The organism is Rhodovibrio sodomensis (assembly GCF_016583645.1).
GTDB classification, from domain to species: Bacteria; Pseudomonadota; Alphaproteobacteria; order Kiloniellales; family Rhodovibrionaceae; genus Rhodovibrio; species Rhodovibrio sodomensis.
In genome coordinates this window covers 1-16,589 of the sequence record NZ_NRRL01000094.1, presented here as the reverse complement: position 1 = coordinate 16,589, position 16,589 = coordinate 1, and the positions used below count along the sequence as shown (strand labels likewise).

The window sequence follows — 16,589 nt, the reverse complement described above, 5'->3', positions numbered from 1 at the left end:
GAACCCGATCGAGCGATTATGGGCGGTCATGCATCAGCGCGTGACGCACAACCGTCATTACCCCACCCGGAAACAATTCGCCGATGCTATCCTGGTGTTCTTTCGAGACACTATTCCAAGAGAATGGAAGACATTCAGGGAACAGGTGTCCGACAACTTCCGCATCATAACCCACCAAGATTTTCGGATTTTGGAAGGTTAGGGGTATAATTGAGCTTTATGCTGAGGAGCCCCGCGCAGCGGGGCGTCTCGACGCAGCGCTGACGGGTGCTGAAGCGCCCGTGCAAAAGCCTCCTCGACGGGCGCGGCCAGGTGAGGAGGTTTGCACAGTCTCGCAGGCCGCGGGCAACCGCCTCCCCTACCCCCTCCCAGTGGAGGGGGGATCAGTTGGTGCCGCCAGCGCACGTGTGCGGGCTTGTCTACCTCTGGAAAGCGCACGAAAAAGCGGCTTCCAGCCGCGTCAAGCCGGAAGCCGCCGATGTGCCTCTAGGTGGAAGGGGCGGGCTCAGCGCTCAGGCCGCGCGCTTCACGCTGATCCTCTTGGTCTGCTCCTTCTCGGCCGCCTTGGGCGCGGTGATGGTCAGAACGCCATCCTTGAAGGAGGCGTCGATCTGCTCCTCCTTGACGCCGTGCCCAAGCGGCAGCTGGCGCTCGAAGCGACCGTAGGCCCGCTCGGTCACATGGACGTTGCGGCCCTGGTCCTCGTGCTCCTGCTTCTTCTCGCCGGCGATCCGCAGGACGCCGTCATCGTAGGTCACCTCGACGTCGTCCTCGCTCATGCCCGGCAGCTCCGCGGTGATGTACCAGTTGGAATCGTCTTCCTTCAGGTCGACCCGCGGCGCGGCGATCACGCCTTCCGCGTTCGACGCCGGGGGGCCGAAGCCGTTCCAGACATCGTCGAACAGCCGGTTCATCTCGGTCTGCAGCGCGGCGAACGGATCGCGGAACGGCACGTTGCGGCCGGTCTGGTTGGTCAGGTCGGTGTTGGTCACCGGGAACAGGGTCCGACGCATGGCTATCACCTCCCTTGTCTGTCCTGAAGTGAACAACCCTACGTTATGCCCTGGCTCTCCCTGGAAGCCGGTTTCGCCTGCGGCGAGGGTCGCGGACGGCACGGAACCTTGCCCCGTTGCGATCTCCGCACTCCGACCTTCGCCGTCATTTATCCAGCTAGTGCAGCGGCTTAGCGTTTCAAGAGGTGGGTTGGGCCCTGCGCCTGCGACGGCCCAGCCCGGGCCTTGTTCCGGGGGGCGGTTTCGGGCACTGTCCGCGGCGCGATTCCCGGCATCGCGCCGTCGTCCCGCCCTTAGGCGCCGCCGCCGCGTGGCCGTTGTCCGCGGACGTTCGCACGCGGACCCCATCAGACCAGGGAGCAGCAAGCGCAAGCCATGAGCGATCAGTCCTACGATCTTGTCGTCATCGGCGGCGGGCCCGGCGGTTACGTGTGCGCCATCAAGGCCGCCCAGTTGGGCCTCCAGGTGGCCTGCGTGGAAAAGCGCGGTGCGCTCGGCGGCACCTGCCTTAACGTCGGCTGCATCCCGTCCAAGGCGCTGCTGCAATCGAGCGAGAAGTTCGAGGAAACCCAGGGCGAGCTGGCGCAGCACGGCATCAAGATCTCGAAGGCGGAGCTCGACCTCAAGACCATGCTGGGCCGCAAGGACCAGGTGGTGAAGTCGCTCACCCAGGGGATCGAGGGGCTGTTCAAGAAAAACAAGGTTACCTACATCGCCGGCACCGGCAAGATCACCGCGCAAGGCGAGGTCACGGTCGACGGCAAGGACAAGCTCGCCGCCGAGCACATCGTGATCGCCACCGGCTCGACCCACGCCGACCTGCCGGGGGTGGAGGTCGACGAGAAGAAGATCGTCTCGTCGACCGGCGCGCTCGAGCTCGCCAAGGTGCCCAAGCACATGGTGGTGATCGGCGGCGGCTACATCGGCCTGGAGATGGGCGCGGTCTGGCACCGTCTGGGCGCCGAGGTCACGGTCGTCGAGTACCTCGACCGCCTGCTGCCCGGGATGGACGGCGAGCTCGGCAAGCAGTTCAAGCGCTTCCTCGACAAGCAGGGCTTCAACTTCAAGCTCGGCACCAAGGTGACCGGCGCCAAGACCACCAAGTCCGGCGTCACCCTGACCGTCGAGCCCGCCAAGGGCGGCGAGCCGGAGGAAATCCAGGCCGACGTCGTGCTGGTCGCGATCGGGCGCAAGCCCTACACCCACGGCCTGGGCGCCGAGGAAATGGGGATCGAGATGGACAAGCGCGGGGTGATCCAGGTCGACGATCACTTCGCCACCAACCTCCCCGGCGTCTACGCCATCGGCGACGTCATTCCGGGCCCGATGCTGGCGCACAAGGCCGAGGAGGAGGGCGTGGCGCTGGCCGAGCAGCTGGCCGGCCACAGGGGCCACGTGAACTACGAGACCTGTCCCGGGATCGTCTATACCTGGCCCGAGATCGCCTACGTCGGCCGCAACGAGGAGGAGCTGAAGCAGCGCGGGATCGACTACAAGGTCGGCAAGTTCTCCAACGCCGCCAATTCCCGCGCCCGCGCGAACGGCTTCACCGAAGGCTTCATCAAGGTGCTGGCCGACGCCAAGACCGACCGCGTGCTGGGCGTCCACGCGATGGGGCCGGAGGCCGGCAACCTGATCCACGAGGCGGTCATGGCGATGGAGTTCCAGGCCACCAGCGAGGACATCGCGCGCGCCTTCCACGGCCACCCGACGCTGAACGAGGCGGTCAAGGAAGCCGCCATGGCGGTCAACGCCAAGCCGATCCACAGCTAGAGCAAGATTTCTCGCTCGTTCCCCAGGCGCCCCGCGCCTGGCTAACCGGTCTCACGGAGCGGACCCGATGCAACGCGCGCTCGTGCTCGTCCTCGGTTGGGGGTTCGGCATTTTCGGCGCCCTCGACCTGTTCGACGACCTGCTGCAGGGCGTCCTGCTGCTCGCCCTCGGGCTGTATCTGCTGTCGTTCGAGCAGCCCTGGGTGCGCGACCGCCGGGCGGATCTGGAGAAGCGGTTCCCGAGCGCCGCCCGGGCGCTGGCGACGGGCGAGGGCAAACTGCGCGAGCTGCACGCCAAGGTCAGCGGTACGCCGACCTCCGAACCGCCGCGCGACGGTCCCGGCGGCGGGCGGTGAACCCGCGGCCATCGACCCGAAGCTGTAACCGGCCGTGGCTAGGCTGTCGGCGCCATGGCCCGCAGCGACCCGCCACCCGCAGAGCCCCAGGGCCGGGACGCGCCGCCGTCCCGATCGGCGCGGCCGCGTAAGCCGCGGCCGCTCGCGCGCCGGCTGGCCGCGCTCGGCGCGACCGCGCTGCTGATCGCCGGGCTGGCGGTGTTCGTCACGCCGCTGCCGTTGGGCGGGCTGATGGTCGGGCTGGCGCTCGTGGTGCTGGTGCGCGTCTCGCCGACCGCCCGGCTGGTCCGACGCTCCCTGACCCGCCGCTACCCGCACACCGCCCGCCGGCTCGACGCCACCCGCCGCCGGATCGCCGCCCGGCTGCGCCGCTGAGAGGTGGCGCCGGTTGTTCGGTGAACAGCTTGCACAGCGCACCCGCTTGGACGGCGGGCGCGGGCGGGCGCCGCGCGCCCTGGACGGACCGCGGGCGGGGTGCCATAGTCCGCGCCCAGATCACCGGCTGCGACCCAGCTGCGACACGGCCTGCCGCGCTGCGGCGGCCGGCCGAAATCCAGAGCTCAGACCCGAAAACCATGCGCAACAGTCTCGTCACCCGGCTCTATACCCGGCGCCACGGCATCCACGTCGGCGAGGACCAGTTCGGCAACCAGTACTATCGCAACCCGAACGCCCACCGGGCCCCGGGGCTGCTGTCCTCCAGCGAGAAGCGCTGGGTGCTCTACAACGGCGCGCCGGAGGCCTCGCGGGTGCCGCCGGCCTGGCACGCCTGGCTGCACCACATCACCGACGAGCCGCCGGCCGACGGCGGCGTGCCCGACCGCAAGCCGTGGGAAAAGGAACATGCGCCCAACCGCACCATGACCGCGGAGGCGTATCGCCCGCCGGGCCACACGCTGCGCGGGGGTAAGCGGGCGAAAGGCACCGGGGACTACGAGCCCTGGCTGCCGTCCTGACCTGAGCACATTCACGCGCCGGCGGCTTTCGGGCCGCGGGCCGGAGGCTGGTTCAAGCGCATGCGCCGCAATATCATCGAGACCATCATGGGCGCCGCGGTGATCCTGGTCGCCGTGGGCTTCGTCGCGTTCGCCTTCTCCGCGACCGGGGTCAGTTCGGTCGACGGCTACCGCGTTACCGCGCAGTTCGATAACGCGCAGGGCGTAACCCCCGGCACCGACGTCCGGATGGCCGGGGTCAAGATCGGCTCCGTGGTGGAGCAGAGGCTGAACCCGAACACCTACTTCGCCGAAGTGACGATGGCGATCCAGAACGACATCCGCCTGCCGCGGGATACCAGCGCGCGGATCGTCCCGGAGGGTCTGCTGGGCGGCAACTACGTCAACCTTGAGCCCGGCGGGGCGCAGGAGACGATCCCGGCCGGCGGGCGGATCCAGTACACCCAGGGCGCGGTCAACCTGATCGACCTGATCGGCCGCTTCATGTTCTCCAGCGGCGATAGCGGCGCCGGCGGCGGCGGCGGTCTGCCGGGCGGCGGGTCGGCCGTGCCCGGCGGCAACTAGCATAGGGGCCCCGTGCGGGTTTTTCGATGGGCGACACTCTGGGCATCGCGGGAGGCCATGCCGGCGACGGGCCGGTGGCGCAGCACTGGAACCCGGAACGCTACCAGCGCGAGGCCGGCTTCGTCGCCGAACTCGGCCGGCCGTTGCTGGACCTGCTGGCGCCCCAGGCGGGCGAGCGGATCCTCGACCTCGGCTGCGGCGACGGCCGGCTGACGCAGGAGGCCGCGGCCGGCGGCGCGCGGCTCACCGGCGTCGACCTCAGCCCCCAGCTGGTCGCCGCCGCGCGGGGCCGCGGGCTCGATGTGCAGGTCGCCGACGCGGCGGCGCTGCCGTATCCCGACGCCAGCTTCGACGCGGTCCTTTCCAACGCGGCCCTGCACTGGATGACCGAACCGGAGCCGGTGCTGGGCGAGGTCGCGCGCGTGCTCAAACCGGGCGGCCGGTTCGTCGGCGAGTTGGGCGGGGCGGGCAACGTCGCCGCCATCGTCGGCGCGATCGCGAACGCCCTCGCCCAGCGCGGGATCGAGGTGACGCGCGCCTACCCCTGGTACTTCCCGACCCCGGCGCAGTACCGCGCGCAGCTGGAGGCGGCCGGCTTCACGGTCGGCTCGCTGGACCGCTTCGCCCGGCCGACCGACCTGCCGGCGGACATCTCCGGCTGGCTCGCGACGTTCGCCGAGAGCTTCCTGGCGCAGGTGCCCGCGGATGCGCGCGACCAGTTGGTCGACGACATCCGCACGGCGCTGGAGCCCAGCTTGCGCACGCCCGACGGCCGGTGGGTCGCAGACTATGTTCGGGTCCGGTTCGTCGTCCATAAAGCGGCCACATAGACCCGGTATTTCAACGACTTGTGCCGCGCGTCCGGGCCGCTTACCTGGGTCCCGGCAGGCGCTTATCCGAACCCGAGAGGACGCCCGTCATGGCGGACCCCAGCGACAGCCAGTTCCCGACATGGAAGCAGCCGGACGGCCAGCCCGTGGGCTGCCGCGACAAGCTCAAGGTTCTGAACGAGAATCTGGAGGAAATCCGCGAGATGGCGCAGGACGCGCTGGAAGACGCCATCCTGATGGGCTGCGACGAACGGCAGGTCCGCCGCGTTCTGCACGACCTCATGGACGGGCTGGACAACCCCTACGCCGCCCAGAAAGCCGGCGGCGGCGATACCCAGACGGAGCGGTCGTGATGCGCCGGCTCGGGTGTCGTCTCGCCGCCGCGTTGCTGGCTGCCGGCCTGCTGGCCGGCCCGTTCGCGGTGCCGGTGCGGGCGATCGAGGCCGACGTCGTCGTCCTGCAGGGCCTGGACAAGGTGACCGCGCGCACCGACACCTTCGAGGTGCCGGTCGGCTCCGCGTACCGGTTCGGCACGTTGGAGATCACCGTGCACCACTGCTGGAAAGCGCCGCCCGAGGAGCCGCCGGAGAACAAGGCGTTCCTGGAGATCGTCGACATCCGCCCGGACCGGGAGCCGAAGACGGTGTTCACCGGCTGGATGTTCTCCTCCTCGCCCGCGCTGAACGCCCTCGAGCACCCGGTCTACGACGTCTGGGTGAAGACCTGTAAGGTGCTGGAGCAACCCGGCGCCGCGACCGACGCGCCGCCCGCGCCCGAGGCGGTCCCCGAGCGGCCGTGATGCCGGAGTGGCCGTAGGCCGGGCTCGCGCCGAAAATCCCCTCTCCCCTCAAGGGAGAGGGACCCATCGGCGCAAGCGTTGCGCCCCGGCCAGGACGGGCGCCTACGCCTCTTCCTCGACCTTCTCGCGGGTCATCAGCGGCATCTGGGCCATCGCGAACAGGATCGTCAGGCCGAGCAGGCCGAACACCTTGAAGGTGACCCAGAAATCGGTCGACTGGGTGCGCCAGACCGCCTCGTTCAAGGCCGCCATGGCGGCGAAGAACACGCCCCAGCGGAAGGTCAGCTGGCGCCAGCCGCGTTCGGTGATCGTCCAGGGCATCGCCATGCCCAGGACCGGCTTCAACAGCGCCCGGCCGAACGCCAGCCCGCCCAGCAGCACCACCGCGAAGATCGCCTGCACGATCGTCGGCTTCATCTTGATGAACGCCGGGTCGTCGAGCGCCAGCGTCAGCCCGCCGAACACGGTGACGATGCCGGCGGTGATCAGCGGCAGCTTGGGCAGCGTGCGCTGGATCCCCAGCGACAGGCCGAGCACCAGCAGGGTCGCCACGATCAGCGCGGCGGTGGCGGCCATCAGCCCCTCGATCATGTAGGCGGCGAAGAAGACCGCCAGCGGGCCGTAGTCGATCGTCGGCCGAAGCCAGGCGGGGGCGCGCTGTTCGCTCAAGGCTTGGTCTCGCTCACGGGCTTGGGGTGCTCTGGCGCGGCGCCGCGCGCGCCGGCGGCCGGCGCGGACGGGGCGCCCGCAACCGGGTCCCGCTCTTCGCGCGTGGCCGCCATCTCGTCAAGCAGCCAGTCGCGGAAGGCGCGCACGCGCGGCTGCTTCATCTTCGCCGGCGGGGCGACGATCCAGTAGGTCCGGGTCTTGGTGCCCGAATCGGTCAGCTCGAACGGCTTGACCAGACGGCCGCGGGCCAGGTCCTGGCCGATCAGCACCTCCATCGTCAGCACCACGCCCTGACCCTGCATGGCGGCTTCCAGCGCGTGCGCGGTCTGGTTGAACTGCGGCCCGCGGCGCGCATCGATGTCGTCCAGCCCGGCGCTGCGCAGCCATTCGCCCCAGTCCGGGTCGGTGTGCCCGCCGCCCCATTTGGTGTGGATCAAGGTGTGATGGCGCAGATCGGCGGGTTCGCGCAGCGGCGGATCGCCGTTTGCCAGCTCGGGACTGCACACCGGCACGATGCGGCCTTCGACCAGCTTGACCGCGTCCAGTCCCGGGTAATCGCCGGCGCCGAACCGGATGCCCATGTCGATGTCCGCGTCGCGCTGGAAATCGACCAGGTCGCCGGTCGCGTCCAGGCGCACGTCGATCTGCGGATGCCTGCGCCGGAAGCGGTCGAGGCGCGGCACCAGCCACTTGGCCGACAGCGACGGCACCGCGGAGACGGTCAGGGTGCGGCTATCGGCGGTCTCGGCGCGCAGTTCGTCCGCCGCCTCGCTCAACCGTTCGAACGCCGCCCGGATGCCCGGCAGAGCGCGCTGGCCGGCGTCGGTGAGCAGCAGCGCCCGCGGTTCCCGGCGGAACAGCTGCACCTGCAGGTGCTCCTCCAATCCCTTGATCTGATGGCTGATCGCCGCCGGCGTCACGTTCAGTTCCTGCGCGGCCTTGGTGAACGACAGGTGACGGCCCGCGGCCTCGAAGGCGCGCAGGCCGTTCAGCGGGGGCAGGGCGCGGGGCATCCGTAGGTCTTTCAAAGTTTCCTAAACGCCCGGCTTAGAGATCGTCGTTTGCGGGCTTGTACGTTCCGCCGCAAATATACCCCTCAAGCGCCGGCGGGACCAGCGCCCGCCATGAGGAAAATTTGAAAGGCGCGGGTGTTCCGCGCCGGAACGGACAAGGAGATCGCCGCCATGAGCCTGCTGACCCAGCCTGTCCACACCGCCGCTGCGACCCCTCAGCCGGCGGCCGCCACGGCGGCCGGCTTCAGAACCCGCACCGCCGCCGTGCTGGCGGTGCTGGCCCGGCGGGTCGAGCGCGGGGCCCAGGCCCGCGCCCGGCGCAAGGCCGCCCGGATGAGCGCGGCGGAGCTGTCCCGCCTGCCGGAAGCCGTGCGGATGGACCTCGGCGTCAACACCCCGGACGCCGGCCGGTCCTCGCCGTTGCTGCAGGGCCTGCTGGGGCCGCAGGCCTACTGGGCGCCCAGGCCAGACGGCACGCCGGGGCAGCCGGACGCGCGCCGCTGATCGGCGGCGTCTCCGGCGGCCCGAACGAAACGGGTCCGGCCAGCGCGGTCGGGCCCGTTTTCGTGTCCGGCAGGTCGGGGCTGCGCCGCCGGCGCGTCAGCCTTCGGCGGCCTCCCCGTCGGTCTGGTCGTCGGTCCCGGGGGACTTCGCGGCAGGCGTCTCGGGGGTGGTCGCCCGGCCGTGGCGTTGCAGGAAGTCGTGCAACTGCGCGGCCCGAATCTCGCGCGGGAACTCCGCGGCGGTGGGCACGGCGTCCGACAGCCGTTGGCGGTAGTGTTCCCGGCGGATGTCGATGGCGCCGAACTGGTTCAAATGCGGCGTGGTGAACTGCGTGTCCAGCAGCTTGAAGCCGCCGGTCTCCAGCCGCGCCACCAAGTGCACCAGCGCCACCTTGCTGGCGTCGGTGACGCGGGAGAACATGCTTTCGCCGAAAAACGCCCCGCCGAGGGCGACGCCGTACAGCCCGCCGACCAGCTCGCCGTCCTGCCAGCACTCGACCGAATGGCCGAATCCGAGCTGGTGCAGGTCGCGGTACAGCCGCTCGATCGTCGGGTTGATCCAGGTATCCGGGCGGTTTTCCGACGGCTGGGCGCAGGCGGCGATGACCTCGCGGAAGGCGCGGTCGGCGGTGACCTCGAACACCCGCTTGCGCACGGTGCGCCGCAGCCGGCGCGGCACGTTGAAATTCTCCAGCGGGATGACGCCGCGCACTTCCGGATCGATCCAGTGGATTTCGTGGTCGCGGCGGCTTTCCGCCATCGGGAAGATCCCGACGGCGTAGGCGCGCAGCAACAGATCCGGGGTCAGTTCCATCGTGTCGTCGTTCGGCCCGCGTCTGGTGTCCGCTTCGCGCGCGTCTGCGCCTTTTTTCGCGCTTGCGAGTCTACCCCGATTGTCCAGGCGAGGCGAGCGGCTGTCCAGCCAGTCCGCGCCGCGCGGGCGGCCCCGCCGTCCGGCGAGCGTCATCCCCCTGTCACGCGATGGCCGCTTGCGCGCACCGGAGCAGGGCAGCGAGTCTCGACGCCGATGGGCGCCGGCTTGCCGTGCGCGGCCCGTCGTCCCCGACCATGGCCGAAGGAACCAACCGTATGCTGCACCGGACCTGGATCGCCGTCGCCCTCGCGGCGCTCCTGGCTGGCTGTGCCGGCACGCCGAAGACGACCGAGTCCAAGCCGGGCCGGACCTTGGCCTACGCGTGCGAGGACGGCAGTCATCTCGAAGTGCTGGTGACCGAGGCGGACACCGTCAAGCTGATCCCGCCGGGCCGCTCGGCGGTGCGGCTGAACCGCGTCGCCACCGCGTCCGGCGCGCGCTACACCGGTGCCGGGCTGAGCTTCTGGGACAGCGGCGACGAGGCGACCTTCACGCCGGCCGGCGGCGCGGCGGTCGACTGCGAGCTGCGGCCCGACGGGTCCGCCCCCTGGGCGGCCGCCGCGGCGCGCGGCGCGGAGTTCCGTGCGGCCGGGCAGGAGCCGGGGTGGCACGCCGAGGTCGCGCACGGTCGGATCGAGGCGACGCTCGACTACGGTGCCCGGATCGTCACCGCGCCGGTGGTGCAGTCCGAAACCGGCACCGGCGCCACCCGCTGGCGCGGCACCGCGCGCCCCGGCGACCTGCGCCTGCGCGCCCGCGACATCCCGTGCACCGATTCGATGAACGGGTGGGCCTACCCGGCGACCGTGCTGCTGACGATCGACGGCGAAACCTTCGAGGGCTGCGGGCGCTGGCTGCAGTCGCGGTGACGCCGTTCCCCCGCCGGCGCGGGCGCGGCGGGGGAACGGCGCCGCGGGCCGGCCCGGTCGGACCCTACGGCCGCGCCATCGACAACCGGTCGGCGAGCGACAGGCGGCGCTGCTCCATCGCCTGCGGCAGACCGTTCGCGCCGATCCGACGCAGCTCGTCGCGGGCCGCCGCGCTTTGACCGGCCGCGGCCAGCGCCTCGGCATAGGTCAGGCGGATATCGCCGCGGGTCGGCGCGAGCGCGACCGCCTTGCGCAGTGCGGTCACCGCCTCGGCCGGTCGGTCCAGCTTCAGCAGCACGCTGCCCAGCGTGTCCAGGATCGCCGGCTGGTCCGGCGCGGCCGCCATGGCTTTCTCGGCGGTGATCAGAGCTTCTTCCAGGGCGCCGGTCGCGGCCAGCGACCAGGCGTGGTTGTTCAGGTAGCCAGCATTGGCCGGCGCCAGCCGGACGAGCTCGCCGTAGGTCCGCGCCGCGCCGGCGTAGTCGCCGTGCGACAGCTGGATCTCGCCGGCCGCCTGGCGCGCCTGCCGCGATTCCGGGTGCTGCGCGACCCAGTCTTGCAGGGTCCGGATCGCCGCCGCGACGCGGCCGTCCTGCAGCTGGATCCGGGCGAGCGTCACCGCAAGCTGTTCGGTCGGCTGCAGGTCCAGGGCGCGCTGATAGGCCCGTTCGGCCGCCGCCGGATCGCCGTCGACCGCGAAGGCGTACCGGCCGCTCAGCGCGACTACTTCCGCGTCGTCCGGGTAGGCCGCCTGCAGGTCGGCCAGGGTCGTTCCCGCCTGGAACCCCTGGCCCGCGCGGATCTGCGCCTCGGCGAGGTTGATTGCGATCGCCTTGGACTGCGGGGCGAGCGTGCGCGCCCGGCTGAGCAGTGCCGCCGCCCGCTCGGCCTCGCCGGTCGCCAACCGCGCCTGCCCGGCGGACAGATACGCTCCCGGCTCCTCGGGCGCGACCGCGATCAGGCGGTCGAACGTCGCCGCCGCGTCCGCCGGGCGGTTCAGCCGCAGCTGCGCCTGGCCCAGCGCCTCCAGCATCTCCGGCTGCGCCGACTGCGCGGGCGGGGCCGCCTGGACCGTCGCGAGCGCCTGGTCCGGGGCGCCTTGCAGCATCTGCAGGCGGGCCAGATAGAGGCGCGCCGATGCGAACTCCGGATCGGCGTCCACGGCTTCGCCCAGCAGGCGGGCCATCGTCTGGTTGTCGCCCAGACTGCCGTGGATCAGGGCGGCCTCGAACTTGGCGCGCGGCGCATGCGGATCGGCCGCCCGCACCTTCTGGATCAGCTTGAGCGCCGCCTCCGGCCGGTCGGCCGCGCGATAGAACCGCGCCAGGTCGTAGGCCACGCCGGTGTCGCCGGGCGCGATCAGATGCGCGCTCTCAAGGCGTTCGATCGCCGCGGCGCGCCTGTCCTTCGCCCACAGGGCGAGCGCCTGCAGATGCAACGGCAGCGCGCTGCCCGGACGCTCTTCTTCCAGCGCCTGAGCCATCAGCAGGGCCTTGTCGAACGCCCGGTTGCGCAGCTGCGCGACGATCGCGGCGACGCGGTCGTCGGCGACCGCCGGGTCGCTCAGCGCCTGCGGCAGGTCGGACGACCGGATCGCCGCGTCGTCGGCCGCGGCGAGCCGGACGGCGCCAACCTGCCGCGCGCCGGCCGGCGCGCGCAGTTGAAGGGGTGCGGACGGACCCGGACGCTCGACCGCCGCGGTTGCGGGCGCGGTTGCGGGTGCGGTTTCGGGCAGGGCGGCGACCGCCGGATCGCCGTAAAGCAGGGCGGCGGTCGCCACACCCGCCAGCGCGAAGGCCTTTGCAGACTGCATAGCGCGTCAATTCCTCATCAAGCGGTGTCTCGCCAATTGCAAAGTCCGGCTGTCGCAACTTTGAAGCGAGACGGCGAGGTCGCGCGGAGTTGGAAGGCTCGAACTTGGCGTGCTGATCCGAGGTTAGCACGCCCGTGGAAAGCCCTGCGCGGCGGTGGGCAGTCGGGGATTTTGACACTGCACGGCGCGCCGGTGTCGCCGGCTGTAAACATGTCGATACAAGTAACGCGCGAAGTCTGCGCAGAGGCGCCGTAAGCACCTGATATTGCAAATATAGTTAATTTGGCACGGGACTTGCTGACCAATGCGTCGGCGGTTCGTCGATCGGTAGGGGCCGCAAGACCGCAATCACGGAGGGCACAATGCTCAAGAAATTCGCACTTTCAGCGTGCATGGCTTTCGGCCTGGTGGCCGCGACCGGCGCTCAAGCCGCCCCGGTCCAGACCGCGCTTAGCATCGTCATCGACGGCTCCGGCAGCATCAGCAGCGGTGACTTCGAAGTGCAGCGGGATGCTTACGCGACCGTGTTCGCCGACGCGTCGGTTCTGAAAGCCGACGGCAGCGTCGTGATCAACGTCGTCCAGTTCTCCTCGAACGCGCAGATCGAGCAGACCGCGATCCGGATCAATAACGAAGCCGACCGGGCCACCCTGATCGCGTCGATCAATGCGATGACCCAGCTCAATGGCTCGACCGCCATCGGCGACGGCATCAACCTGGGCCGCAGCGACATGGACGCCTTCCTGGCCGGACTGCCGGCCGCTGAGATCGCGACCAACTTCAGCAAGCTGATCGACGTGTCGACGGACGCCGGCAACAACGCCGGTGCCAGCCCGGTTGTCGCCACGAATGACGCGGTCGGTGGCGGTTACTCCGCGGTCAACTGCCTTGCGGTCGGTGCCGGCAACTGCTCGTTCATGACCGGCGACGGCCAGGTGTTCAGCGCGAACAGCTTCGCCGACCTGCAGCCGGTGCTGGAGAACAAGGTCCGCACCGAGCTCGGCACCATCCCGGTCCCGGCGACTGCGGCCCTGCTGGGCCTCGGCCTGATCGCTCTGGGTGCGGTCGGCCGTCGTCGCCTCGCCGCCTAAGCGTCTGACCCGCCGCGATCCGACGACCAACGGCTGACTCGACAGGGGGCCTCCCGCAAGAGGCCCCCTGTTCCGTGTTGGGCCGGCCGCCGCGCCATCGCGGTCAAGCGCCGGTGTCGCCGGGCGCCGGCGCCCGCCAGGCGCGCTGGCGTGCCGCACGGGTCCGCGGCTGACGCCTACCCGCCCTTCGCGTCGACGTAGCGTTGCAGCCAGTGGATGTCGTAGTCGCCGGAGATGAAGTCCGGTTCGTGGATCAGCTCGGCGTGCAGCGGGATGGTGGTCGAGATGCCCTCGATCACGAACTCCTCGAGCGCGCGGTTGAGCCGGCGCAGGCATTCCGCGCGGGTGGTGCCGGAGACGATCAGCTTGGCGACCAGGCTGTCGTAGAACGGCGGGATCCGATAGCCGCTGTAGAGCCCGCTGTCGACGCGCACCGCCAGGCCGCTGGGCGCATGGTAGTTGGTCACCTGACCGGGCGAGGGGGCGAAGGTGCGCGGGTCCTCCGCGTTGATCCGGCATTCGATGGCGTGGCCGCGGAATTCCACGTCGTCCTGCCTGAACCCGAGCGGCAGGCCGGCGGCGACCCGGATCTGCTCGCGCACCAGGTCGACGCCGGTGATCGCCTCGGTCACCGGGTGCTCGACCTGCAGCCGGGTGTTCATTTCGATGAAGTAGAACTCGCCGTCCTCGAACAGGAACTCGAAGGTGCCGACCGAGCGGTAGCCCATGCCGCGCGTCGCCTCGACCGCGCGCTGGCCGATCCAGTCGCGCTGCTCCTGGGTGAGCGCGGGCGACGGGCCTTCCTCCAGCAGCTTCTGGTGGCGGCGCTGCAGCGAGCAGTCGCGCTCGCCCAGGTGGACGGCGTTGCCGTGGTTGTCGCCGACCACCTGCACCTCGATGTGGCGCGGGTGGCCCAGGTACTTTTCCAGGTAGACGGCGTCCGAGCCGAACGCGTTGCGCGCCTCGTTCCGGGCCATGTTGAGCGCGTCGTGCATCTGCTCGCGCTTGTGCGCGACCTTCATGCCGCGGCCGCCGCCGCCGGCCGCCGCCTTGACCAGCACCGGGTAGCCGATCCGGTCGGCGATCGCCCAGGCCTCGTCGTCGTCGGTGACCGCGCCGTCGGAGCCGGGGACCACCGGAACGCCCAGGTCCTTCATGGTCTGCTTGGCGGTGACCTTGTCGCCCATCGAGCGCAAATGCTCCGGGTCCGGGCCGATGAAGGTCATGCCGTGCTCGCGCACCATGTTGGCGAAGTCGGCGTTTTCCGACAGGAAGCCGACGCCGGGATGGATCGCGTCGGCGCCGGTGATCGTGGCGGCCGACAGGATCGCCGCCATGTTCAGATAGCTGTCCTTGGAGGCGGGCGGGCCGATGCACACGCTTTCGTCCGCCAGGCGCACGTGCATGGCGTTGGCGTCGGCGGTGGAGTGCACCGCGACCGTGTGGATGCCCATCTCGCGGCAGGCGCGGTGGATGCGCAGCGCGATCTCGCCGCGGTTGGCGATCAGCACCTTGTGGAACATGGCGGGTGGCCCTTCGCCCGGCCTATTCGAGGACCAGCAGCGGCTCGCCGAACTCGACCGGCTGGCCGTCGCTGATCATGATCTGCGTCACCGTGCCGGCGCGCGGGGCGGGCATCGGGTTCATCACCTTCATCGCCTCGATGATCAGCAGGGTCTGGCCCTCGCTGACCTGGTCGCCGACCTGCACGAACGGCGCGGAGTTCGGGTCCGGGCCGACGTACACCGTGCCCACCATGGGCGAGGTGACGGCGCCCGGCGGGACCTGTTCGGCGGTCGCTTCCGGGCCGGGCTTGGGCGCGCTCGCCGGTTCGCCGCCGGCCGGCGCGGGCTGGGCGGGGGCGGCCGGCGCGGTGGCCTGGACGTTGATCTGCCGGGCGACCCGGATGCGGTGGCCGCCGGTCTCGTACTCGATCTCCGAGAGGTCGGTTTCCTTGAGCAGGTGGCTCAGGCGGCGCACCAACTCCTCGTCGAAGCCGAAATCGTGGCTCTGGTCGTCGGCCATCAGGCCTCTCCTTCGGCGCTCAGGCGTCGGCCAAGGGCATCCAGCGCATACAGGTAGCCGGCGGCCCCAAGGCCGCAGATGACGCCCTGCGCCGCCTGGCTGATGTAGCTGTGGTGGCGGAACGGCTCGCGCTTGAACAGGTTGGACAGGTGGACCTCGATCACCGGCCGCTGCACGGCCTGCAGCGCGTCCAGGATCGCGACCGAGGTGTGGCTGTACGCCCCGGCGTTGATCACGATCCCGGCGTGGCCGGCGCGCGCCTCCTGGATCCAGTCGACCAGCTCGCCCTCGTGGTTGGACTGCCGGAAGTCGATCTCCAGACCGAGCGTGTCGGCGGTCTTGCGGCACGCGCGCTCGACGTCGGCGAGCGTCTCGCGGCCGTAGACCTCCGGCTCCCGGGTGCCCAGGAGGTTCAGGTTCGGTCCGTTCAAAATCAGGATCTTGTGGGTGCGCGCCAAGCCGCCCTCGTCAGCGCCGTTCAAGCGGCGTGATAGCTAGCACAGCCGGCGGCGGGGGTGCAACGTGGGTTAAGGTCGCGGATCGGCGGGCGCCGTGCCGGGGCCGGTCCCGGCTCGTCGGCGTCCTAGCCGGCTCTTCTTTCCGAGCCCGGCTCTTCTTTCCGAGCGACGATGAAACGGCTGGGGGCCGGATGGTCGCCGGCTTCCAGGATCCGAAAACCCGCGGCCGCGATCAGGTGTTCCAAGTCCGCGCGCGTCGTGAACCGGACGAACGGCGCCCGGCCGACAAACTGCATGATCGGAATCGTCGCGCGCAGAAGGCGGAACTTAAGCGGCGCGCCCGCAGCCGGCGTGCAGACCGTCTTGGAGACGAAAATGCCGCCCGGCTTCAGCAATCCGTTGATCCGCCGCAGCGCGGTCTCGACGTCGTCGATAAGGTGCAGGAGGTTGAGCGCGAGCACCGCGTCGTACGGTCCCGGATCGATGGCATCGTCGAGCAGGCCCGCGGCCCGGAAGGCGACGTTGGATACGCCCTGCGCGCGCGCTTTACCGGCGGCGATTTCGATCATGGCGCCCGAAATGTCGGTGGCGACCAGCCGCTCGACGTCGGCGGCGAGGAGAAGCGCCGTCGATCCCGTGCCGCACCCGAGCTCCAGGACGGTGTCCGTGGGCGAGAGGTAGGCGCGGGTGCGGCCGAGTGTATACTCGTAGGCCTCGACGTCGCCGATCGGCGATTTCGCGTATTTCTCGGCAGCCTTGTCCCAGAAAGCGACGGCGGATTGCATCGGATGGTTCTGTGTTCCAGTTGGGCCCATGGGGCGGAGTTGATATCGATACACCCGTTCAAGCCAAATCGACGAGAATATTCATGCCCGGGAAGGCCGATGCCCGCCGGTCGGATTGGCGAATGCACCCCGGCCGGTCAGCGTTAAGGCTTCGTGAAGCGGCAAGGGGCGACACCACCTCATGAGCGATCCCATACCC

At 70.3% G+C, this 16,589-nt stretch carries 20 protein-coding genes and 1 pseudogene; 12 read left to right on the top strand and 9 right to left on the bottom strand.

Annotated elements, in window-relative coordinates; all coding sequences use genetic code 11:
* Positions 1-202: pseudogene (locus CKO28_RS28105) on the top strand (hypothetical protein); the annotation flags it as partial.
* Positions 203-512: 310 nt separating this feature from the next.
* Here CKO28_RS28105 and CKO28_RS21115 read toward each other — a convergent pair.
* Positions 513-1,013 (bottom strand): Hsp20/alpha crystallin family protein, encoded by a 501-nt coding sequence (locus CKO28_RS21115; RefSeq protein WP_200342803.1) that lies wholly within the window; start codon positions 1,011-1,013, stop codon positions 513-515.
* Positions 1,014-1,388: 375 nt separating this feature from the next.
* Between CKO28_RS21115 and lpdA the strand changes: the two genes are divergently transcribed.
* The 8 genes from lpdA to CKO28_RS21075 all read left to right on the top strand — a co-directional run bounded on the left by lpdA (position 1,389) and on the right by CKO28_RS21075 (position 6,290).
* A complete protein-coding gene (gene lpdA, locus CKO28_RS21110) occupies positions 1,389-2,786 on the top strand; it encodes a dihydrolipoyl dehydrogenase (RefSeq protein WP_200342802.1) in 1,398 nt (465 codons plus the stop codon).
* Between the two features lie 67 nt (positions 2,787-2,853).
* The gene (locus CKO28_RS21105; RefSeq protein ID WP_200342801.1) at positions 2,854-3,141 is read left to right on the top strand and encodes a hypothetical protein; all 288 of its coding nucleotides are present in this window, start codon (positions 2,854-2,856) and stop codon (positions 3,139-3,141) included.
* 54 nt (positions 3,142-3,195) lie between these two features.
* Positions 3,196-3,516, top strand: coding sequence for a hypothetical protein (locus CKO28_RS21100; RefSeq protein WP_200342800.1), 321 nt, complete (start codon positions 3,196-3,198; stop codon positions 3,514-3,516).
* Positions 3,517-3,716: 200 nt separating this feature from the next.
* Complete coding sequence (locus CKO28_RS21095) at positions 3,717-4,097, top strand: NADH:ubiquinone oxidoreductase subunit NDUFA12 (protein WP_200342799.1); 381 nt, start codon at positions 3,717-3,719, stop codon at positions 4,095-4,097.
* Positions 4,098-4,157: 60 nt separating this feature from the next.
* On the top strand, positions 4,158-4,661 hold the full coding sequence (mlaD, locus tag CKO28_RS21090; RefSeq protein WP_200342798.1) for an outer membrane lipid asymmetry maintenance protein MlaD: 504 nt from the start codon (positions 4,158-4,160) through the stop codon (positions 4,659-4,661).
* Positions 4,662-4,687: 26 nt separating this feature from the next.
* Positions 4,688-5,491, top strand: a complete 804-nt coding sequence (locus CKO28_RS21085; RefSeq protein ID WP_200342797.1) for a class I SAM-dependent methyltransferase — start codon at positions 4,688-4,690, stop codon at positions 5,489-5,491.
* 89 nt (positions 5,492-5,580) lie between these two features.
* The gene (locus tag CKO28_RS21080) at positions 5,581-5,844 is read left to right on the top strand and encodes a hypothetical protein (protein WP_200342796.1); all 264 of its coding nucleotides are present in this window, start codon (positions 5,581-5,583) and stop codon (positions 5,842-5,844) included.
* On the top strand, positions 5,844-6,290 hold the full coding sequence (locus CKO28_RS21075; RefSeq protein WP_200342795.1) for a DUF2155 domain-containing protein: 447 nt from the start codon (positions 5,844-5,846) through the stop codon (positions 6,288-6,290). Before CKO28_RS21080 ends, CKO28_RS21075 begins: the two co-directional genes overlap by 1 nt.
* Before the next feature lie 102 nt (positions 6,291-6,392).
* Here CKO28_RS21075 and CKO28_RS21070 read toward each other — a convergent pair whose 3' ends face one another.
* Together CKO28_RS21070 and CKO28_RS21065 are read right to left on the bottom strand one after the other, a co-directional pair.
* A complete protein-coding gene (locus CKO28_RS21070; RefSeq protein ID WP_200342794.1) occupies positions 6,393-6,959 on the bottom strand; it encodes a septation protein A in 567 nt (188 codons plus the stop codon).
* Positions 6,956-7,972 carry a transcriptional regulator GcvA gene (locus CKO28_RS21065; RefSeq protein WP_200342793.1) on the bottom strand — a complete coding sequence of 339 codons (1,017 nt, stop codon included), beginning with the start codon at positions 7,970-7,972 and terminating at the stop codon, positions 6,956-6,958. The genes CKO28_RS21070 and CKO28_RS21065 overlap by 4 nt, the downstream gene beginning before the upstream one ends.
* A gap of 171 nt (positions 7,973-8,143) precedes the next feature.
* On the opposite strand from CKO28_RS21065, the gene CKO28_RS21060 reads away from it, so the two are divergent.
* Complete coding sequence (locus CKO28_RS21060; protein WP_200342792.1) at positions 8,144-8,476, top strand: hypothetical protein; 333 nt, start codon at positions 8,144-8,146, stop codon at positions 8,474-8,476.
* A gap of 96 nt (positions 8,477-8,572) precedes the next feature.
* Here CKO28_RS21060 and aat read toward each other — a convergent pair whose 3' ends face one another.
* Complete coding sequence (gene aat, locus CKO28_RS21055) at positions 8,573-9,289, bottom strand: leucyl/phenylalanyl-tRNA--protein transferase (protein ID WP_200342791.1); 717 nt, start codon at positions 9,287-9,289, stop codon at positions 8,573-8,575.
* 275 nt (positions 9,290-9,564) lie between these two features.
* Between aat and CKO28_RS21050 the strand changes: the two genes are divergently transcribed.
* Positions 9,565-10,218, top strand: coding sequence for an MliC family protein (locus CKO28_RS21050; RefSeq protein ID WP_200342790.1), 654 nt, complete (start codon positions 9,565-9,567; stop codon positions 10,216-10,218).
* Between the two features lie 64 nt (positions 10,219-10,282).
* Here CKO28_RS21050 and CKO28_RS21045 read toward each other — a convergent pair whose 3' ends face one another.
* The gene (locus CKO28_RS21045; protein WP_200342789.1) at positions 10,283-12,031 is read right to left on the bottom strand and encodes a tetratricopeptide repeat protein; all 1,749 of its coding nucleotides are present in this window, start codon (positions 12,029-12,031) and stop codon (positions 10,283-10,285) included.
* A 362-nt stretch (positions 12,032-12,393) separates the two neighbouring features.
* On the opposite strand from CKO28_RS21045, the gene CKO28_RS21040 reads away from it, so the two are divergent.
* Entirely contained in the window at positions 12,394-13,122 is a 729-nt protein-coding gene (locus CKO28_RS21040) for a DUF1194 domain-containing protein (RefSeq protein ID WP_200342788.1), read from the top strand.
* A 176-nt stretch (positions 13,123-13,298) separates the two neighbouring features.
* On the opposite strand, the gene accC is transcribed toward CKO28_RS21040, so the two are convergent.
* The 4 genes from accC to CKO28_RS21020 form a co-directional block, all read right to left on the bottom strand.
* The gene (gene accC, locus CKO28_RS21035) at positions 13,299-14,645 is read right to left on the bottom strand and encodes an acetyl-CoA carboxylase biotin carboxylase subunit (protein WP_200342787.1); all 1,347 of its coding nucleotides are present in this window, start codon (positions 14,643-14,645) and stop codon (positions 13,299-13,301) included.
* Between the two features lie 22 nt (positions 14,646-14,667).
* Positions 14,668-15,147 carry an acetyl-CoA carboxylase biotin carboxyl carrier protein gene (gene accB, locus CKO28_RS21030; RefSeq protein WP_200342786.1) on the bottom strand — a complete coding sequence of 160 codons (480 nt, stop codon included), beginning with the start codon at positions 15,145-15,147 and terminating at the stop codon, positions 14,668-14,670.
* A complete protein-coding gene (gene aroQ / locus CKO28_RS21025; protein WP_200342785.1) occupies positions 15,147-15,605 on the bottom strand; it encodes a type II 3-dehydroquinate dehydratase in 459 nt (152 codons plus the stop codon). Before aroQ ends, accB begins: the two co-directional genes overlap by 1 nt.
* Before the next feature lie 125 nt (positions 15,606-15,730).
* Complete coding sequence (locus CKO28_RS21020) at positions 15,731-16,390, bottom strand: class I SAM-dependent methyltransferase (protein ID WP_200342784.1); 660 nt, start codon at positions 16,388-16,390, stop codon at positions 15,731-15,733.
* Positions 16,391-16,589 lie beyond the last annotated feature (199 nt).

What these genes read in the sequence shown, in the direction of transcription:
- CKO28_RS21115 (WP_200342803.1), bottom strand. Translation starts at nt 1,013, where the DNA reads ATGCGTCGGACCCTGTTCCCGGTGACCAACACCGACCTGACCAACCAG.
- lpdA (WP_200342802.1), top strand. Translation starts at nt 1,389, where the DNA reads ATGAGCGATCAGTCCTACGATCTTGTCGTCATCGGCGGCGGGCCCGGC.
- CKO28_RS21105 (WP_200342801.1), top strand. Translation starts at nt 2,854, where the DNA reads ATGCAACGCGCGCTCGTGCTCGTCCTCGGTTGGGGGTTCGGCATTTTC.
- CKO28_RS21100 (WP_200342800.1), top strand. Translation starts at nt 3,196, where the DNA reads ATGGCCCGCAGCGACCCGCCACCCGCAGAGCCCCAGGGCCGGGACGCG.
- CKO28_RS21095 (WP_200342799.1), top strand. Translation starts at nt 3,717, where the DNA reads ATGCGCAACAGTCTCGTCACCCGGCTCTATACCCGGCGCCACGGCATC.
- mlaD (WP_200342798.1), top strand. Translation starts at nt 4,158, where the DNA reads ATGCGCCGCAATATCATCGAGACCATCATGGGCGCCGCGGTGATCCTG.
- CKO28_RS21085 (WP_200342797.1), top strand. Translation starts at nt 4,688, where the DNA reads ATGGGCGACACTCTGGGCATCGCGGGAGGCCATGCCGGCGACGGGCCG.
- CKO28_RS21080 (WP_200342796.1), top strand. Translation starts at nt 5,581, where the DNA reads ATGGCGGACCCCAGCGACAGCCAGTTCCCGACATGGAAGCAGCCGGAC.
- CKO28_RS21075 (WP_200342795.1), top strand. Translation starts at nt 5,844, where the DNA reads ATGCGCCGGCTCGGGTGTCGTCTCGCCGCCGCGTTGCTGGCTGCCGGC.
- CKO28_RS21065 (WP_200342793.1), bottom strand. Translation starts at nt 7,972, where the DNA reads ATGCCCCGCGCCCTGCCCCCGCTGAACGGCCTGCGCGCCTTCGAGGCC.
- CKO28_RS21060 (WP_200342792.1), top strand. Translation starts at nt 8,144, where the DNA reads ATGAGCCTGCTGACCCAGCCTGTCCACACCGCCGCTGCGACCCCTCAG.
- aat (WP_200342791.1), bottom strand. Translation starts at nt 9,289, where the DNA reads ATGGAACTGACCCCGGATCTGTTGCTGCGCGCCTACGCCGTCGGGATC.
- CKO28_RS21050 (WP_200342790.1), top strand. Translation starts at nt 9,565, where the DNA reads ATGCTGCACCGGACCTGGATCGCCGTCGCCCTCGCGGCGCTCCTGGCT.
- CKO28_RS21045 (WP_200342789.1), bottom strand. Translation starts at nt 12,031, where the DNA reads ATGCAGTCTGCAAAGGCCTTCGCGCTGGCGGGTGTGGCGACCGCCGCC.
- CKO28_RS21040 (WP_200342788.1), top strand. Translation starts at nt 12,394, where the DNA reads ATGCTCAAGAAATTCGCACTTTCAGCGTGCATGGCTTTCGGCCTGGTG.
- accC (WP_200342787.1), bottom strand. Translation starts at nt 14,645, where the DNA reads ATGTTCCACAAGGTGCTGATCGCCAACCGCGGCGAGATCGCGCTGCGC.
- accB (WP_200342786.1), bottom strand. Translation starts at nt 15,147, where the DNA reads ATGGCCGACGACCAGAGCCACGATTTCGGCTTCGACGAGGAGTTGGTG.
- CKO28_RS21020 (WP_200342784.1), bottom strand. Translation starts at nt 16,390, where the DNA reads ATGCAATCCGCCGTCGCTTTCTGGGACAAGGCTGCCGAGAAATACGCG.